General features: G+C 55.2%; 22 protein-coding genes. 4 read left to right on the plus strand and 18 right to left on the minus strand.

The genetic code is table 11. The features are described from left to right. Nucleotides 1–9 precede the first annotated feature (9 nt). From EII30_RS09150 to EII30_RS02190, 18 genes are all read right to left on the minus strand, one after another. Nucleotides 10–321, minus strand: coding sequence for an HNH endonuclease (locus EII30_RS09150; RefSeq protein WP_124885672.1), 312 nt, complete (start codon nt 319–321; stop codon nt 10–12). Nucleotides 322–1,061: 740 nt separating this feature from the next. Then, complete coding sequence (locus tag EII30_RS02110; protein ID WP_124885673.1) at nt 1,062–1,286, minus strand: hypothetical protein; 225 nt, start codon at nt 1,284–1,286, stop codon at nt 1,062–1,064. A 28-nt stretch (nt 1,287–1,314) separates the two neighbouring features. After that, nucleotides 1,315–1,989, minus strand: coding sequence for a hypothetical protein (locus tag EII30_RS02115; protein WP_124885674.1), 675 nt, complete (start codon nt 1,987–1,989; stop codon nt 1,315–1,317). Between the two features lie 72 nt (nt 1,990–2,061). After that, nucleotides 2,062–2,691 carry a single-stranded DNA-binding protein gene (locus tag EII30_RS02120; RefSeq protein ID WP_124885675.1) on the minus strand — a complete coding sequence of 210 codons (630 nt, stop codon included), beginning with the start codon at nt 2,689–2,691 and terminating at the stop codon, nt 2,062–2,064. Beyond that, complete coding sequence (locus tag EII30_RS02125) at nt 2,684–3,994, minus strand: replicative DNA helicase (RefSeq protein ID WP_158608633.1); 1,311 nt, start codon at nt 3,992–3,994, stop codon at nt 2,684–2,686. Before EII30_RS02125 ends, EII30_RS02120 begins: the two co-directional genes overlap by 8 nt. Nucleotides 3,995–4,015: 21 nt before the next feature. After that, nucleotides 4,016–4,408 carry a hypothetical protein gene (locus tag EII30_RS02130; RefSeq protein ID WP_124885677.1) on the minus strand — a complete coding sequence of 131 codons (393 nt, stop codon included), beginning with the start codon at nt 4,406–4,408 and terminating at the stop codon, nt 4,016–4,018. Next, entirely contained in the window at nt 4,389–5,204 is an 816-nt protein-coding gene (locus tag EII30_RS02135) for a helix-turn-helix domain-containing protein (protein ID WP_158608634.1), read from the minus strand. The genes EII30_RS02130 and EII30_RS02135 overlap by 20 nt, the downstream gene beginning before the upstream one ends. Beyond that, on the minus strand, nt 5,192–5,632 hold the full coding sequence (locus EII30_RS02140) for an HNH endonuclease (RefSeq protein WP_124885679.1): 441 nt from the start codon (nt 5,630–5,632) through the stop codon (nt 5,192–5,194). Before EII30_RS02140 ends, EII30_RS02135 begins: the two co-directional genes overlap by 13 nt. A 323-nt stretch (nt 5,633–5,955) precedes the next feature. Then, nucleotides 5,956–6,441 (minus strand): hypothetical protein, encoded by a 486-nt coding sequence (locus EII30_RS02145; RefSeq protein WP_124885680.1) that lies wholly within the window; start codon nt 6,439–6,441, stop codon nt 5,956–5,958. After that, nucleotides 6,425–7,291, minus strand: coding sequence for a phage recombination protein Bet (gene bet, locus EII30_RS02150; protein ID WP_158608635.1), 867 nt, complete (start codon nt 7,289–7,291; stop codon nt 6,425–6,427). Before bet ends, EII30_RS02145 begins: the two co-directional genes overlap by 17 nt. Continuing rightward, a complete protein-coding gene (locus EII30_RS02155; protein WP_124885682.1) occupies nt 7,284–8,387 on the minus strand; it encodes a YqaJ viral recombinase family protein in 1,104 nt (367 codons plus the stop codon). The genes bet and EII30_RS02155 overlap by 8 nt, the downstream gene beginning before the upstream one ends. Continuing rightward, the gene (locus EII30_RS02160; protein ID WP_124885683.1) at nt 8,374–8,724 is read right to left on the minus strand and encodes a hypothetical protein; all 351 of its coding nucleotides are present in this window, start codon (nt 8,722–8,724) and stop codon (nt 8,374–8,376) included. The genes EII30_RS02155 and EII30_RS02160 overlap by 14 nt, the downstream gene beginning before the upstream one ends. A 67-nt stretch (nt 8,725–8,791) precedes the next feature. Beyond that, nucleotides 8,792–9,391 carry a hypothetical protein gene (locus EII30_RS02165; protein ID WP_124885684.1) on the minus strand — a complete coding sequence of 200 codons (600 nt, stop codon included), beginning with the start codon at nt 9,389–9,391 and terminating at the stop codon, nt 8,792–8,794. Continuing rightward, a complete protein-coding gene (locus EII30_RS02170; protein ID WP_124885685.1) occupies nt 9,378–9,767 on the minus strand; it encodes a hypothetical protein in 390 nt (129 codons plus the stop codon). Before EII30_RS02170 ends, EII30_RS02165 begins: the two co-directional genes overlap by 14 nt. Nucleotides 9,768–10,105: 338 nt before the next feature. Further along, complete coding sequence (locus tag EII30_RS02175) at nt 10,106–10,285, minus strand: hypothetical protein (RefSeq protein ID WP_124885686.1); 180 nt, start codon at nt 10,283–10,285, stop codon at nt 10,106–10,108. After that, nucleotides 10,275–10,508, minus strand: a complete 234-nt coding sequence (locus EII30_RS02180; protein WP_124885687.1) for an excisionase family DNA-binding protein — start codon at nt 10,506–10,508, stop codon at nt 10,275–10,277. Before EII30_RS02180 ends, EII30_RS02175 begins: the two co-directional genes overlap by 11 nt. 4 nt (nt 10,509–10,512) lie before the next feature. Further along, on the minus strand, nt 10,513–10,884 hold the full coding sequence (locus EII30_RS02185) for a hypothetical protein (protein ID WP_124885688.1): 372 nt from the start codon (nt 10,882–10,884) through the stop codon (nt 10,513–10,515). A gap of 13 nt (nt 10,885–10,897) precedes the next feature. Beyond that, nucleotides 10,898–11,158, minus strand: a complete 261-nt coding sequence (locus EII30_RS02190; RefSeq protein WP_124885689.1) for a helix-turn-helix transcriptional regulator — start codon at nt 11,156–11,158, stop codon at nt 10,898–10,900. Nucleotides 11,159–11,249: 91 nt separating this feature from the next. Here EII30_RS02190 and EII30_RS02195 point away from each other — a divergent pair, with 91 nt between their 5' ends. The 4 genes from EII30_RS02195 to EII30_RS02210 are packed head-to-tail and all read left to right on the plus strand — an operon-like array spanning nt 11,250 to nt 13,479. Then, complete coding sequence (locus EII30_RS02195) at nt 11,250–11,600, plus strand: helix-turn-helix transcriptional regulator (RefSeq protein WP_124885690.1); 351 nt, start codon at nt 11,250–11,252, stop codon at nt 11,598–11,600. A 4-nt stretch (nt 11,601–11,604) separates the two neighbouring features. Further along, complete coding sequence (locus EII30_RS02200) at nt 11,605–11,997, plus strand: ImmA/IrrE family metallo-endopeptidase (protein WP_124885691.1); 393 nt, start codon at nt 11,605–11,607, stop codon at nt 11,995–11,997. Next, nucleotides 11,994–12,218 (plus strand): hypothetical protein, encoded by a 225-nt coding sequence (locus tag EII30_RS02205; protein ID WP_124885692.1) that lies wholly within the window; start codon nt 11,994–11,996, stop codon nt 12,216–12,218. The genes EII30_RS02200 and EII30_RS02205 overlap by 4 nt, the downstream gene beginning before the upstream one ends. Then, complete coding sequence (locus EII30_RS02210) at nt 12,211–13,479, plus strand: site-specific integrase (protein ID WP_124885693.1); 1,269 nt, start codon at nt 12,211–12,213, stop codon at nt 13,477–13,479. The genes EII30_RS02205 and EII30_RS02210 overlap by 8 nt, the downstream gene beginning before the upstream one ends. The last annotated feature ends 451 nt before the right edge of the window (nt 13,480–13,930 follow it).

The following is a 13,930-nucleotide window of genomic DNA, read 5'->3' on the forward strand; positions in this document are numbered from 1 at the left end:
TGGTGGATTTTATTTGGGTGTGGTGGGGTTTAGCCAGTTGCGGCTGAGGGTGCCGAGGTTGGTTGTGTGGGTTTTGTTGCTTTTGGTTTGGTTGCATAGGCGGTGGCTGGGTTTGAAGTTGTTCGGGTTGTTTGCTTGTTCTGGGTGGCTTGTGACTGGGTTGATGTGGTCGAGTTCGAATGCCTCGGGGTGTCTTGCTGGGAGGTTGTAGTCTATGGGTTGTTCGCAGAGCCAGCAGGGGAGTTGTTTTGTTTGGCAGGTTTGGCGGAAGGTTTTGCGTAGCTTCTTGTATAGAGCAGTGTGGCGTGGGTCTTGCTTCATGGTTGCTTGCCGCCCTTCCCCGATTTTTGAAATTATGTTGTCCCGGTTTGCCGCCCCTATCGTGGGCTTGGCTAGTCGTCGTTGTCACCACAGCAGAGAAGCGCGGCCATCACTGCCCGGTAAGGTGTGCCACAATAGTCGCAAAACCAGATAAGCTCGTCATCCACGTCACTCATCGCGCCTGTCCCCTTTTGCTGATCCGCCCGATTAAACAGAAATAGCCCCGAAGCCAAAAACTCAGCTTCGAGGCTACCCCCGCAATCACCCAACCTTCACCTGCACCCTGCACATCGGAGCCACGCCCCGAAGGCTGCAAAATACGTTACAGGCGCAGGGTAAAAACTGCGAAAAAACCCCTGCGCCCGAAACCTATCTTGCAGCCCGCAAACCCCGGATCGCAGAAGCGCTCCCTAGTCGGTACCGTCTAACTCATTCCAGTCAGTGGCCGAGAACTCAATAGCCAAAACGTAAACGGTACCGACCAGGGCACGCCCCCTTGTAGTATCGACGAAACCCGTGAATTGCAGGCAATGTTTTACAGAAAGGTTATGCCGCAAAAAGTAAGCAGCACCGCCGACACAGCAAACGCCCGCCGGGTTGTGGTCGACCCAGACAGGCGCTTATCCGATATTCAATTGTGAATAGCGCTTTGCTGCTACCGCCGCGCGGTGGCTGCTTATGCGCCACTTTCTAATCTATGTGTGACAACGAGAACAATACAAACTGCGACACGCCGTTAGTTACAAGCGACCGCCTGCTTTAACATATGCCGTCCTGATCTGCTTCGCGACAGAATCCGGGATCGCGGCATCAGCCACGCCTTCCCGAACCAGCCGCTGCCGCTGCCTCACCAGCGTCGGAGTCCGCAAAGCATGAAAGCGCTTAAATGCAAGCACATCCTCAACATCGACAAGGATCGCATCATCAACTACAACGATCCGCAAACCCTCCTTGCGGTATCGCATGATAGTCCGGTAATGCACGCTCGCAAGCTCAGCGGCTTTCTTCATCGACACATACACCGATAATCTCCTTCCAGTCCACGCTTATCCGGTGGCCGCACCCGGTGCAGGCAACCAGCGGCTCGGCACCTTCCCACGACACGCGAACTTTTCGCTCCAGACAGACGGGACAGTAACGCGACCTTTGAGGTAACGCTCTCGGCACCGTGGCCGGAAACATACGCCCAGCGCTTCTCGTAAGTAGAGACAACCCACGCAGGAAATCGCAGCCGCCCGGAACCGTCACAGCATCGTCCAGATTCATTCTCAGCCATACGCACCAGTCACCAGTACGGTTGCTCACCTCGACCGGGTCAGTGCCGGCGGCGATACCTCGACGGGTCACCCTGCCGTCCATGAGCGATCCCGGGATTTGAATATTCAACTCATCCGCGAAATACAGCAACCAGTCAGCTAAGAATTGCACGATCTCCTCGCACACCTCTAGCGCGGTGGTATTGATCGGAGATTCCGGCATTCGCGTGCCTGACACTTTCTCTCCACCAGCGCTTTTGCCTGGAATGATGGCGAGACGGGCACGGGCAGCAATGTCTGGCAGCTCGCCGAGTTGCCACAGCGCCCGCGCCTCATCCTTCGCACACAACAGCTTGCCCTGCTGCTTTTCACCCAGGCAGGCTACACACGATAGACCCTCTAGTCGCCCCATGCCCAATATGCCAATCCCGCAACAATCCCGACTGCGCAGATGTAGAAAATCTCAATCACTTTTCACTCCCTTCTAGAATGGTTCATCCCACGCTATGGACTGCTGAGCGACCGGCGCGCCCCATGCCGCGGCAGGCTGCTGCTGAGCCTGAGCCGCTGCTGGCTGAGCCACTGTTTGGTCAGCCGGGACACCCCAAGCTTGCTGAGCCGCTACCCTCTGCTGTGCACTATCCGGGTCAGACCAGCTCGCTTGCTGCTGTGGTTGAGCTTGCTGCGAAGCCGGAGCATTCCAGCCAGCCGAACCACCGCCGCTGCTTTCGCGCTGCGGATGCGGTTTAGCTTGCACAAAGAACCGCTCAGCTAAGATACCGAGATGCTGCACATTGCAGCGAGTAGTAACCCCGCTCCGGCTCGGATCATTACGGCTTACCCACTTCTCGTCATACATGTCACCGACAATAAGCACATGCGCACCCTTCTGAAGCACACCAGCGAGACTGTCGATCATCAGATCACCGTCCCACCGCTCCCACACGGTGCAATCCACCCAGCGAGTCTCGGTGTAATCATAACTATCACCAACTTTGCGACGAGCGGAGTGCGCGACGCTAAAATTGATCCGCCGCTTACCACCAGACGGTGGCGTATAAACCACCGCGTCCTTACCGAGCGATCCGGTAAAGCTCACTTGCATCTCAAACATCAGTACTCTCCTTGTCCTCCGCCACAGTGAACACACCGAGCGGATCAAATGGCTTATCGACAATGCGGCAAAACTCGCCCTCAAAATTGAGAGTCACTTCGCCCTGCCGACCCTGCCGATTCTTAGCGACGATCATTTTCAACCGCCGCGCTTTCGTTTTCTCACGATGCAGCAAAATCACCACATCAGCGTCCTGCTCCAGCGAACCCGATTCACGCAGGTCACTAATGAGCGGCTCATTATTTTTGCGGTTCGCAGATTCACGATTCAACTGCGAGAGCGCAACCACAGGAATTTGCAACTCTTTCGCAAGCAATTTCAACGCCCGCGAAAACTCGCTCACTTCTTGCTGACGGCTTTCAGCCTTCCGATCACCCCGCATCAACTGCAGGTAATCAACAACCAGAAGCTTCAGATCACCTTTACGATGCAGCGTACGAGCATACAAGAGTATCTGCGAGAGAGATTCAGCATTATCGAGAATGCTGAGCCGCCAACTGTCAACCACGGACTTAACCGAATTGATCATCTCCATATCGACAATGGAGGTGCGTCCGTCAATCAACGCCGAGAGTTTAACCCCTGCCTCAGCAGAGATCGCCCGCTTCACCAGCTCAGACCGGCTCATCTCCAAAGAAACAAAACCAACCGAACCGAGACCCGCAAACTTTACTGCGAGATTCAACCCGACAACGGTTTTACCGACCCCGGGGCGGGCACCCACGATATAGAGGGCTCCAGGTCGAAGCCCCCCAATCAGACCGTTAAGCGCATTCCAGCCGGTGCGCGTAACCTGCGCCTCGCCTTGCTGAAGCTCATGCACGATCTCATCGACCGCGCCAAACAAATATCCGGTATCGAGCACAACCCGATGACTTGACTCATCAACCAGTTTTCGCGCCTTCTCAACAAGCTCATCCGGCCGCCCGATACCTGCGACCGCGTCAGCCGCAATAGCCTGGCCAGCAATCGCCAACCGTCGCCTAATCGCAGCATCAGCAATCACAGAAGCATGAGCCACAGCAAGCACCGGACTGACCACGTCAGCAGTCAGCTCATGACAAATCGTCGGCCGCTGCCACTTGCCCAGCTCGCCCGACTTTGTCAAAAAGTCCGTCACAGTCACCGCGTCCGGTCTGCCACCGGTCGCGACGATCTGCAGGATCGCCCGATATATCGCTTCATGCTTCGGGTCATAGAACGCGGCCGGATCGTCGATTACCGCCGCAACATCATTCAGATACGACGGATCCAACAACAGCCCGCCGAGCACGCTTCGCTCAGCCTCATAATTTGCGGGCAACTCCATACTTTTTCAGTCCTTTCATCCCAAGTGTTTTGTGCGTTGAACCACCTCCTCCTGCTCGGCTCGGCTCATGGCCAACCACCGCGAAAGTTTTATTTCGCGGCGCGCCAGCCATTCCAGCAGCAACTCCGATTCTTCGCTTTTAGGCTTCATCCCTAAATCATTCGCACCCACGAAACGCGCCCTATACGCCTCCACAAGCGCCGAAACCGTCAAAGACGAGTCAGAGCTTGCATAATGGTCTATAACAAGCTCACGCAGCCCGCCAGGAGCGATATGGGGCATGTGACGCGAAACCACCTGCCCCCAAGCCACCGCAAGCGCCTCCACATTCACGTTATTCGCCGTGAACTTATCGAACGCAGCATGCAGACGAACAGCCTCCTCAATCTCACCAGCCGAAATGGTCACGATACCCCTCCGGAATCTCAGCTGCCGGATCAGACACAGTCTCACTCACCGGCTCCGACCTCGCAACGTAACCTTCCCACGCATCCTGATTCAAAAAAGTCGAAGCATGCTTCGTGTACCGGCCACCATCACGCTGCCGCTCAGGAACAGCCGCATACGCAGCAGCAGCACGAATCAGCTGCTCAGGATCAGCGCCACGCTCAACAGCATTCTTAAACGCTTTAAGAGCATTAGCCTTATTGTCATTCCTGCGGGCTGGATACGCAGACCAGAACTCTATGAATCCAGAAGTTGATTCGTAATCGTGTTTAGATCTCTTTTTACAACCTCCAGGCTGTTTTTTATCCGCCTTAGAGTTATCCACAGCCGGGGTGACTACGTCCCCTTTTTCGTGAAAAAGGGACGTAGAGTCTTTATCTCTATATATATAAGAAGGAGTAGCAGGGGGCAAAGTCAGAATATGTGACTTTGCCTCTGAGGGGGCAAAGTCAGGATATGTGACTTTGCCCTGTGGAAAACTCCCAGATTTGAGGACATACACAGACGATTTACGGCCACCACCGTCACCCGGTCGAGAACGCCGCTCAACCACCCCCAAACCCTCCAAAAACTTAACCGCCGCCATAACCCGATTACGGTTAATCGACAGCTCAGCAGCAATCGTCTCAACCGACGGGAAAATAGCCTCATATCCTGCACGCGACGCAAGCGACGCATAAACGCCAATACAATCAACCGACACATCGGGGGACTGCACCAGCCACGACGGCACCGCTGCGAACCCTACTCGATCCACGAGTCCTCCTTCACAAACTGCCAGCGCAACTCACCAGCTGGCAAACAAACCACACAAGACGGATCAATCCGGATATGACGCACACAAGGCACATCCTGCGCCGTGTACACGAACCGATCCAGAAACTTCACCGGCTCACCAAACCGAGGCACACTCAGCGGCACATCAGCCGGATCGGAATGCGCCGGAACAGCAAAACCCGCCTCAACCGCCGCCGCATCATTCTGGTGAACCCACCCATGACAGCCAGCCATATTGCCGCGCCCACACAAAGCAACAGCATTAGCAGCCGAACCGTCCCCGCCCCGGCTGCGGAACTTCCTGTGATGCAGCTCAAGCCGCGCATGCTTACCGCAACGCTCACACATGCCAGCAGCGCGCGCTCTCACAATCGCGACCACACGCGGCGAAAAATCATTAGCAGCCATCACACACCCTTCCTTTCAACAGCGATCCGGACAACCCAACGCCCGAAGCACAGATACAGATTCCGATGCAGGCACGATCTCGTCGTAAACGGTGCGAGAAAAAACCGGCGATGCATCCGCGTCACAACCACTTTCACTCTGCGGGAAACCCGCCATTCGCGGCTCCCAGAAGGCAATCGCCACACCTCCTCACCACCAGCCTGCCCTCTGTACCGATGCACGGCAAGACTCTGAAACAGCCAATACATATGATCAGCTCCTCTCAAAAAAACAAGCGGGGCAGCCACCCCTCTCAGGCAGCCACCCCGCAACAAACAAACCAGCTACGGTCTGCCAGAAATCCCAGCAGCAGCCATCTGATCAGCAACCCGATCATTAGCCTGCACCGTACGCCACACCTCAACCTCACGCCGAAGCGAATCCGAAAACGCGGCCGCAGCCTGCTTCCGATACTCAGCAAAAATCACCGCCGCACCAAGCCGCTTAATCTCAGGATCAGCCTTCGCCGCACTCAAAGCACGATTATGCGAATAATCCCTCTCATTTTGCAGCAACGCAACAGCCTTCGCCTCAGCATGCTCAAACTCCAACTCAGCCTCTTTCAACTCCCGAATCGCGTCCGCTTTCTCCATACCAGCCACATACTGCAGGCGAGTAAACAGCACACCATCTGAGACAGCCTCACCGAGGTCTTGGATCGTCTGAGCAAGCTCAAAGTGAAGATTGATCTCCAAGTCAGGCTGGAAAATACCAACCCGACGCAGACCACGCAACACAAACGCAGGTAACTGTTTAGGCTGATCCGGCATCAATCCGAGCCTTCGCTTCAAGCAGAGCCGCATGCACCGAGCTACCATTAAGGGTCACTTGCATAACTCCCGCCGCCGATGCGTCGTCCCACACCGTACGCAGCGCTTCAAGATCACCATTGTCGACAGCCGCTGCCGCCCGATCAATAAGCGAATGAACAATCTCCAATTGCTCAACCGTCGGAGCCGGAGGTTCTGCCGCCGGGACAGTCTGAGCCTGGACAGTCGCAGAAGTCGAAGCCGATGCAGGAGCGTGCGCAGCATTATCTGCCTGCGCCATCTCCTCCGCCGTATAAAGACCGCTCAAATCATTCGGATACGCCTTCCGCAGCGCAAGCGCCTCAGCAACCTTCGCAGTCATCAAAGCAGGCATTTTCGCCCACATCGAAGTCGGCTGCCCCTGCTTATTCAAAGGCGCATACTCACGATAACGCGCAACAGCAGAAACCGGTTTCACGAAACCGTCAACCCAGATAAGCACCTTAGCAGCAACCGGCGGCGCATCCGCAACCCACACATCACGCCACACGCCATCCTCGCCACACCAGAACTCCTCCATACCCCGAAAAGTATTCTTCCGGTCACGAATCAGACGCAGACCATCAATCGAAATCTGCACAGTCCAGGTTTTACCATTCCCCTTGCTATAGCGCGGGATCATGTAGATTTGCCGCGTAAAAGGGTCAAGCCCCGTCCGCTGCGCCTGGTGGAAAAACTTCTCCACCTCAGCACGCGGCGCATCAGACAAACCCATAGACCGCAAAGCGGCCTGCTGCACCTCATTAAAAAACGTCTGGCCAGAATCAATCACCAGCTCAGACGCGCCCGCAGCTTTCACAATCTCAGACATTAGAAACATCCTCCTTCTTCTTGTTTTCTTTACGCTCAGCAGCCACCGTCAAACGCGGCCGCCCAGTAACCGTCTCCTGCCTCACACACGCGGCCGATAAATCAGCAAAAGCAGCCTTCAACTTCTCGGCACGATCAACCGCCCGCTGAAGCTGCTTCCACTCCTTCGGAAACGCTTTAGCCGCCGCCTCCTCATCCCACACTTCAACGGCTTCAGTCACCGGCGCTGTGTAAGAGAACTTCCCGCGCTCAGTCGCACCAGCAAAATCACCAATCTCGGCACCAATCGCTAGCAGGCGATCCCACGCCTCAGCCTTCTTCGCCTTCCACTCAGCCTCATGCATACGAGCATCACGCACCATGTCAGCAAGCTGCTGCAACTCGGCATCACGCCCACCAACAACAGCATCACCAGCATCATCGTCAGAGGCCAACACCGAATCATAATAAGCAAGAAACTCGTCAGCGTACTGAATCATCTTGCCAATCACTGCCTGGTCACGATCAACCCACTCGACAGAAATATCTTGGACCGCTGGCCCATAATCCATTCCCCAAGTGCTCCGGTCCACTGAATCCCAGCGCGAGAAATCATTATCATGTTGCTCAACAACATATGCGACACGGTCAAAACCGGCACAGTACATCTGCCACTGCATCTGATAGAAATAACCGGCTTTATCGAACGCCTGAGCGCCAAGCCGCTTATCGTTAGTGCTGGTTTTGATCTCCACCAATACATCGCCGCGCTCGAAATCAGTTCCCCAACCATCCGGGGTTGCCATATGACGCGGATTCGCTTCGGACTTAATCAGATGCCCGCATTCACGGAAACCATACCGCGACGCAAGCTCACTTAAGATCACCGGCTCCCGCAACTGCCCCCACACAGTGAAATGATTACCAGCAAACGCGGAGCCTTCGATCTTCTCCACAGCCAGCTGCTTCATCACCGCTTTACGCGCAGTCGCGTCAGCCGCCATAATCAGCTTTTTCGCCTCCGTCGCAGTGACCCCGGTTCGGCGCGCAGCAAGCCACGCCTCACGATCCTTATCAGTACCCGCTGACCTTGCCAGCGCAGACTCAAACTTGCTCACTGCCGTCTCCTTCTAGCAGGCTCAACACAGCCCCGTCATCAGTATTCGCGTCAAAATTAAACGCGCTCTGCACGCCGCCCATACGCTTATAGTGCAGCCGTTCCATAAGCGCGTGGACTTCACGCCCAGCCACGCTATCAGCAGGCACAGCCTCAACCGCCTGAAACTCAACCGTCGGCACAGCCACCAAATCCTTAGCAGTCGTAACTTGCTTAGTCTTAACCACGCCAACAACGTAATACGCCGCCTCGGTCGGCAAAGCCTTCACAATCTCACGCTGTAAGTGAGTGATCCCGTCATACTCGTTTTTCGGCACATTCGCCGCAAACTTAACCATCGTCCCTTATTCCTTCCTGATTTAGACGATGAAGCCCCGAGCCGCAAGACCCGGGGCACCACCAGTTTTATCTGTTTCGTTTCTTCACCCAGTCCGCGATCTCACTCATCGCAGCCCGAGCCTTACGCACGCTCTCCGCCGCTTGGCTAAGCGAAACCGTGACAGCCCGCTTCTCCAACGGCTCACCCCGGAACGCCCGCCACCCAATCGCACACAATGCGACCGCGTCCGCCTCGTTATCATTCCGAGCAATACCTTCCCCGTAGAAAAGACCCACGTTGCGTTTCACCGTTTTCTTATCGCCGCGTCCGCTCCCGGTAATATATTTAGCCCGCGCCGTCGGAGCTACCTCCACCAGGCGGCAACCCCGCGCAGCCAGAAGCACAGTGACAAGCCAATACAGTCCGCCCCGCTCATGCACAAGCCCAGTCCTGGACGAATATGCCGGAGCCTCAATAACCACCGTAGAATTCGAGGCAATCAGCTTCACGATCCGCTTAGCGAGATCGTGCAGGCGCGCCGCCCGCTGCTCAACCTTTAATCCGCCCGGCTTCGAGGAAACCGTGTACACCAGCCAAGATTGCATCTCCGGGCTGAATGTCGCAACGCCGGTGCCGGTAAGAGAAAGGTCAAGTCCATAAATTCGAGGCTGATCACTCATCGTCATTTGTCGTCTCATCGGTCACAGGCAGCGCCGGGTTAGCTGCCGCGACCAGCTCACTAAACCGCTCCAGTAAGAGCAGCAAATCAGTGTCATCGTCAATACCGCGCCCCCCTGCACATTCAGCAACTGCAGCAGTCATCAGCCCGCTAGACAGCGCGCCACTACTGGCAAGAATCCGCCTCGCGAAGCTCTCGGCCTTCTCGACCGCCGCCCGCGCTTCTTCCAGAAGCTGCTCCTCCCGAACATAGTCGCCAACAATCGCGACTAGCCGGAGATTGTATAGGCGATCAAACGCGGCGCGCAGCTCAGTCGCAAGCTCTTTAGCTTGGATCGCGTCATCGTTCGCTTTAACCCAGTCGTCCATGGTGACAGTACTCATAACTACCCCCTAGTAGTCGAAAAACTATTTATAAATGGCGGGTATAACCCTCCCGCCTTAGTTCTGCACAGGCCTACATGCAGCCACGCTCGATAACCTTCAAGCCTTAGTTCCCGCCAACACAGCGAGCCAACACAGCACTCACCACCACCCAAGACCAGCAACCACCACGAAACCAGCCCCAAAGCAGCAAAACCCCTATACAACACGCCCCCCTCCTAACCAGGTCTCGGTGACTTTGGAATCCGGAGAACGCTATTTTTAGACAATGCAGTAGCCAACCCCCGCAAGGGCAGCACCCAAAAAATCAGGGCACAGACCGCAAAATCAGAAACTTGTCAGTGCTTGTTATTTTTCGTGATAAGCACCAAATGCCACATGATCAGCATCACACAACCGATCGTCAGGAAATCAATCGGATGCCAATCTTCCATACCGAAAATCAGTCGAGTCGCCAACCAAGCACCCATAATCCCGATACCCAAGACTGACAAGCGAAGCAGATACTTATCGGTCATAGATCAGCCCCTTCACATCGTCCCGATGGAAGCGAACTCCACCAGGCAACACAGTCAATTTACGGAGCCGACCATCCGCGACAAGCTTCTCAACACTACGGATTGAGATGCGCAAATACCCGGCAACCTCCCGCTTTGTCCAAAGCACAGCATCAGCAGGCGGCATGATAATATCTATCGCTTTCACCGGCCGGACAGTGCTAATATCAGCCAACTGGATCATTTTTCTAACCTTCCCCTTTAAGGCGATTTTGGATAATGGATTCTGCCTTCCGGGCTATCGCGAGCGCTTCGTCACGTGATCCCGGATTGCGAGCTTCCTCAACAGCACACCGTTTAAGATTGTGGATCGCGGTACCGAGCATTCCAGTCTGAAACGTTTTCGACCGTTGATAATCCGATTCGACTGCTGCTATCTTTGCCTTGATAACTTCAGCAGCCTCTCGCCGATCCATATTGTCTTGCAAAAGCCGTTTAAGGTTGCTGCGTTTTGAGCTGAGATAAGTAGAGACAACCGTTTCGCGATCCAAATCTTGCATCGCGATCATGAAGTTGATCACTCGATTGTCGTCGATGCCAATCTGTTTTAGGCGGTGCATTTTCACTCCTTTGTTAAAGTTTCACTTTGTCGATTAGCTGCTGCAGGTAACGGTTAGTGGCATAATCGTGCAGATCGCCGAGGGTCATATTAAACGCTTCGCAGATTGCCAGCAGCTCTTTAAGAGAAATCCCATCCATGCCTCCTGGCTGCATTCGCCGCCGCATAGTTGGATAGGAAATCTCAACTTCTTCGGCAAGCCATCTGAGCGAGCGTTTACGCTCTTTCAGAATGGCTTTGATGCCGGTTTGCATTCTTTCTGTTTCGGTAGCCATAACATAAAGAATAGTAGCCAAATAAATACTATGCCAACGTGACACGCCGTCAGTTTTGACTAATAAGTTGTTCAAAAATGAACTATTCGATATGTTTGACTACATGAGCACCCAAGAGACAAGCCCCATAACCGAAGCAATCGCAACCGAACTCCGCCGCGCTCGCGCAGTTAAAGAAATCAGCTACGACGAAATCCAAGAACGCACAGGCTTCGCAAGATCAACCATCGCCAACTACCTCAAAGGCAAGCGCGAGGTCACACTCAAAAACCTCGAAATACTAGCCGCCGCCCTAGACACAACATGGATAGAGATAGCGCTCAACGCTGAAAAGCGCTTACTCAAAGAACGCCAGCAAGACCAGTACGCACTCGCCGCCAAACGCGCCAACGACGCAGACCAAGCCCAATACGACAACCACAACTCCGACAACCCAGCCTAAGCCAATGCGAACCCTCCTAGACCACGCAGCAGCACTAAATATCAGGATCGAATACGCGCCACTTGTAAACCAAGAATGCGCCTACGGTCTCTACCTGCCAAACTTTCGCACAATCCTGCTAGACAACCAGCTACCACCAGAGCTGCATGATTTCGCGCTCGCCCATGAACTAGGTCACGCTTTCTATGATCACCAGTACTCGACAGCGCGAGCAGAACGCAAAGCCGACAAATACGCCCTCCAGCTGCTCATCAGCGCCGAAGATTACGCAGCCGCCGAGCAAGAAGCGGACGGCAACAAGTACGGGATCGCAGCCCTGCTTCGAGTGCCACCCAGCGCCGTCGCCGCATATCAAGAAACCCTCAGCAACCAACCACTCGAAAGGAAACCCACATGACCAGTCAACATCACAACCTGTACAGTCAAAAAGGCTGCCACGGCTGCAAACCCTGCGAGCGCGGCGGCGCACACATCGGCCGCCAAGCCACCCTCGCAGCAATCGCGCTGTTCACCGCTGGCCTCGGTCTGCTATTCCTACCATTTTTCAAGAAATGCCAGTATTGCAGCCACAACACCTGGTGGAACCAGCACGCCCGCCCAGGCACCCAAAATGGCTAAAACCTGGATCACCGACAGGTGGGTTAAATCCGCCTACGCGTGCCTCCCCGACGGCAACACAATCCGGATCGAACCCACCAGTGAGGAGCGCCGCCACATTAAGCGACTGCCGGAGCATTTCAGAACCGAGAAATACGGGATCGGGAAACGCTGGCTCCTACAATGGCGCGAAAACGGTCGGATCCGCTCCCGCAGCTTCGACAACCGGCACGATGCAGAAGCAGAAGCCGCTGCGATAGAGGACGCGATCAGAACCAGCCGGTACGCAAGCCCAACCCTCACCAGGCAACCATACGGGAAACTCGCCAAAACTTGGCTAGCCTCGAAGCAAGATATAAAACAGTCCACCCTGCGCAGGTACAGCAACGAAATGCGCTCCTATGTCCTGCCCCGGTGGGGTAACACACCAATCGACGAAATCAGCCGTCCAGCGATCCAAGCATGGATCGCAGACCTCGCCGCAGGCACACACCCCTACGAGGGCAGGGGAGAAGGAAAACCGTTAGCGCCGCGCACTATCTCGCATGTAGCAAAAAAGACCTTTGCCGGAGCTTTACGCTACGCGACACAAGAAGGCTGGCTACCCGTCAACCCTGCCACCAGAACTACGATCCCGAAACCCGCCTACGTCGAGACACTGCCAGTGCTCTCATACGCAGAGGTCGAGGCCGTCGCAGCCCACGCGGCCGCAATCAGCGGACACAGGCGCGACCACACACTAATCCATCTGCTAGCCAGCTCAGGTATTAGGATCGGCGAAGCGCTCGCGCTGCAATGCGGAGACATCGACCTTCAGAAGCGTCGCCTGCATGTGCGCCGAACTTGGACAGTCGACATCGACGGCGGCGCGATCACAGGCTCACCCAAGACAGGGAAACCCCGAACGACGCTCCTGCCTGGTTTTCTCGCCCCCGCTATAGCCGAGCTGATGGCAAACCAACCGGCGACAGCGTGGCTGTTCCGTGCCGACAACGACAATGCCATAAACAGCAAGAACTGGGCGCACCGCGTGTGGCGGCCAGCGCTGCGAGCCGCTGGCATTGACAAGAGCCGAGGCATAACGATCCACAAACTGCGGCACACCGCCGCTAGTCACGCAATCGCTGCCGGAGCCGACATTAAGGTATTGCAGCTCATGCTTGGCCACGCTAACGCGAGCGAAACGCTCGACATTTACGGGCACTGGCTGCCGGATCGGCTGGACGAGATCAGCGCGAAAATTGACGAGCACAGGCAGGCAGGAGAGCCGCGTCCCGGTTAACACAGGGTTAACATCGCACCTGCACGACCGTGCGCACCTATTCGCGTTCGTTCGCCGCGCTTGCCAATGTTTTCAAGGCCTTCGCCGGGGTCAGCTGCGTTTCTATTCGCGCCGGTGCGCACATACGCACTTCCGCATGATTACGCGGGTTTTACCCTTCCCTAACCTCCGTAGGTCGCAGGTTCGACTCCTGTCGGGGGCACAAAATATAGCCGGTTTTCGTTGATATTCCGGGGATTTTGACAAATATTAGTTGCCTGCTCATTTGTTTTGGTCACAATGGTTTCAACTGTCTGAGCGGGATTCCAGTTTTCTTCCATCATTAACTCCTACAGCCTGTAACTTTATGTAAGGATTGAGATTGGCCTGACCCCTGTTTTTAGATCCGGCTGTTTTTAGAGTCCAGAATGTAGACTGCCAGCATTAACTGGCATCACTTGAAAGGACAACA

It is taken from the genome of Leucobacter sp. OH1287, assembly GCF_003859945.1.
Classification (GTDB): domain Bacteria; phylum Actinomycetota; class Actinomycetes; order Actinomycetales; family Microbacteriaceae; genus Canibacter.

Coding starts and splice junctions, on each gene's coding strand:
- EII30_RS02170 (WP_124885685.1), bottom strand. CDS start 9,767: ATGAGTACTGTCACCATGGACGACTGGGTTAAAGCGAACGATGACGCG.
- EII30_RS02205 (WP_124885692.1), top strand. CDS start 11,994: ATGACCAGTCAACATCACAACCTGTACAGTCAAAAAGGCTGCCACGGC.
- EII30_RS02185 (WP_124885688.1), bottom strand. CDS start 10,884: ATGCACCGCCTAAAACAGATTGGCATCGACGACAATCGAGTGATCAAC.
- EII30_RS02210 (WP_124885693.1), top strand. CDS start 12,211: ATGGCTAAAACCTGGATCACCGACAGGTGGGTTAAATCCGCCTACGCG.
- EII30_RS02145 (WP_124885680.1), bottom strand. CDS start 6,441: ATGCCGGATCAGCCTAAACAGTTACCTGCGTTTGTGTTGCGTGGTCTG.
- EII30_RS02175 (WP_124885686.1), bottom strand. CDS start 10,285: ATGACCGATAAGTATCTGCTTCGCTTGTCAGTCTTGGGTATCGGGATT.
- EII30_RS02190 (WP_124885689.1), bottom strand. CDS start 11,158: ATGGCTACCGAAACAGAAAGAATGCAAACCGGCATCAAAGCCATTCTG.
- EII30_RS09150 (WP_124885672.1), bottom strand. CDS start 321: ATGAAGCAAGACCCACGCCACACTGCTCTATACAAGAAGCTACGCAAA.
- EII30_RS02160 (WP_124885683.1), bottom strand. CDS start 8,724: ATGGTTAAGTTTGCGGCGAATGTGCCGAAAAACGAGTATGACGGGATC.
- EII30_RS02140 (WP_124885679.1), bottom strand. CDS start 5,632: ATGGCTGCTAATGATTTTTCGCCGCGTGTGGTCGCGATTGTGAGAGCG.
- EII30_RS02110 (WP_124885673.1), bottom strand. CDS start 1,286: ATGCGATACCGCAAGGAGGGTTTGCGGATCGTTGTAGTTGATGATGCG.
- EII30_RS02120 (WP_124885675.1), bottom strand. CDS start 2,691: ATGTTTGAGATGCAAGTGAGCTTTACCGGATCGCTCGGTAAGGACGCG.
- EII30_RS02180 (WP_124885687.1), bottom strand. CDS start 10,508: ATGATCCAGTTGGCTGATATTAGCACTGTCCGGCCGGTGAAAGCGATA.
- bet (WP_158608635.1), bottom strand. CDS start 7,291: ATGTCTGAGATTGTGAAAGCTGCGGGCGCGTCTGAGCTGGTGATTGAT.
- EII30_RS02115 (WP_124885674.1), bottom strand. CDS start 1,989: ATGGGGCGACTAGAGGGTCTATCGTGTGTAGCCTGCCTGGGTGAAAAG.
- EII30_RS02165 (WP_124885684.1), bottom strand. CDS start 9,391: ATGACGATGAGTGATCAGCCTCGAATTTATGGACTTGACCTTTCTCTT.
- EII30_RS02195 (WP_124885690.1), top strand. CDS start 11,250: ATGTTTGACTACATGAGCACCCAAGAGACAAGCCCCATAACCGAAGCA.
- EII30_RS02200 (WP_124885691.1), top strand. CDS start 11,605: ATGCGAACCCTCCTAGACCACGCAGCAGCACTAAATATCAGGATCGAA.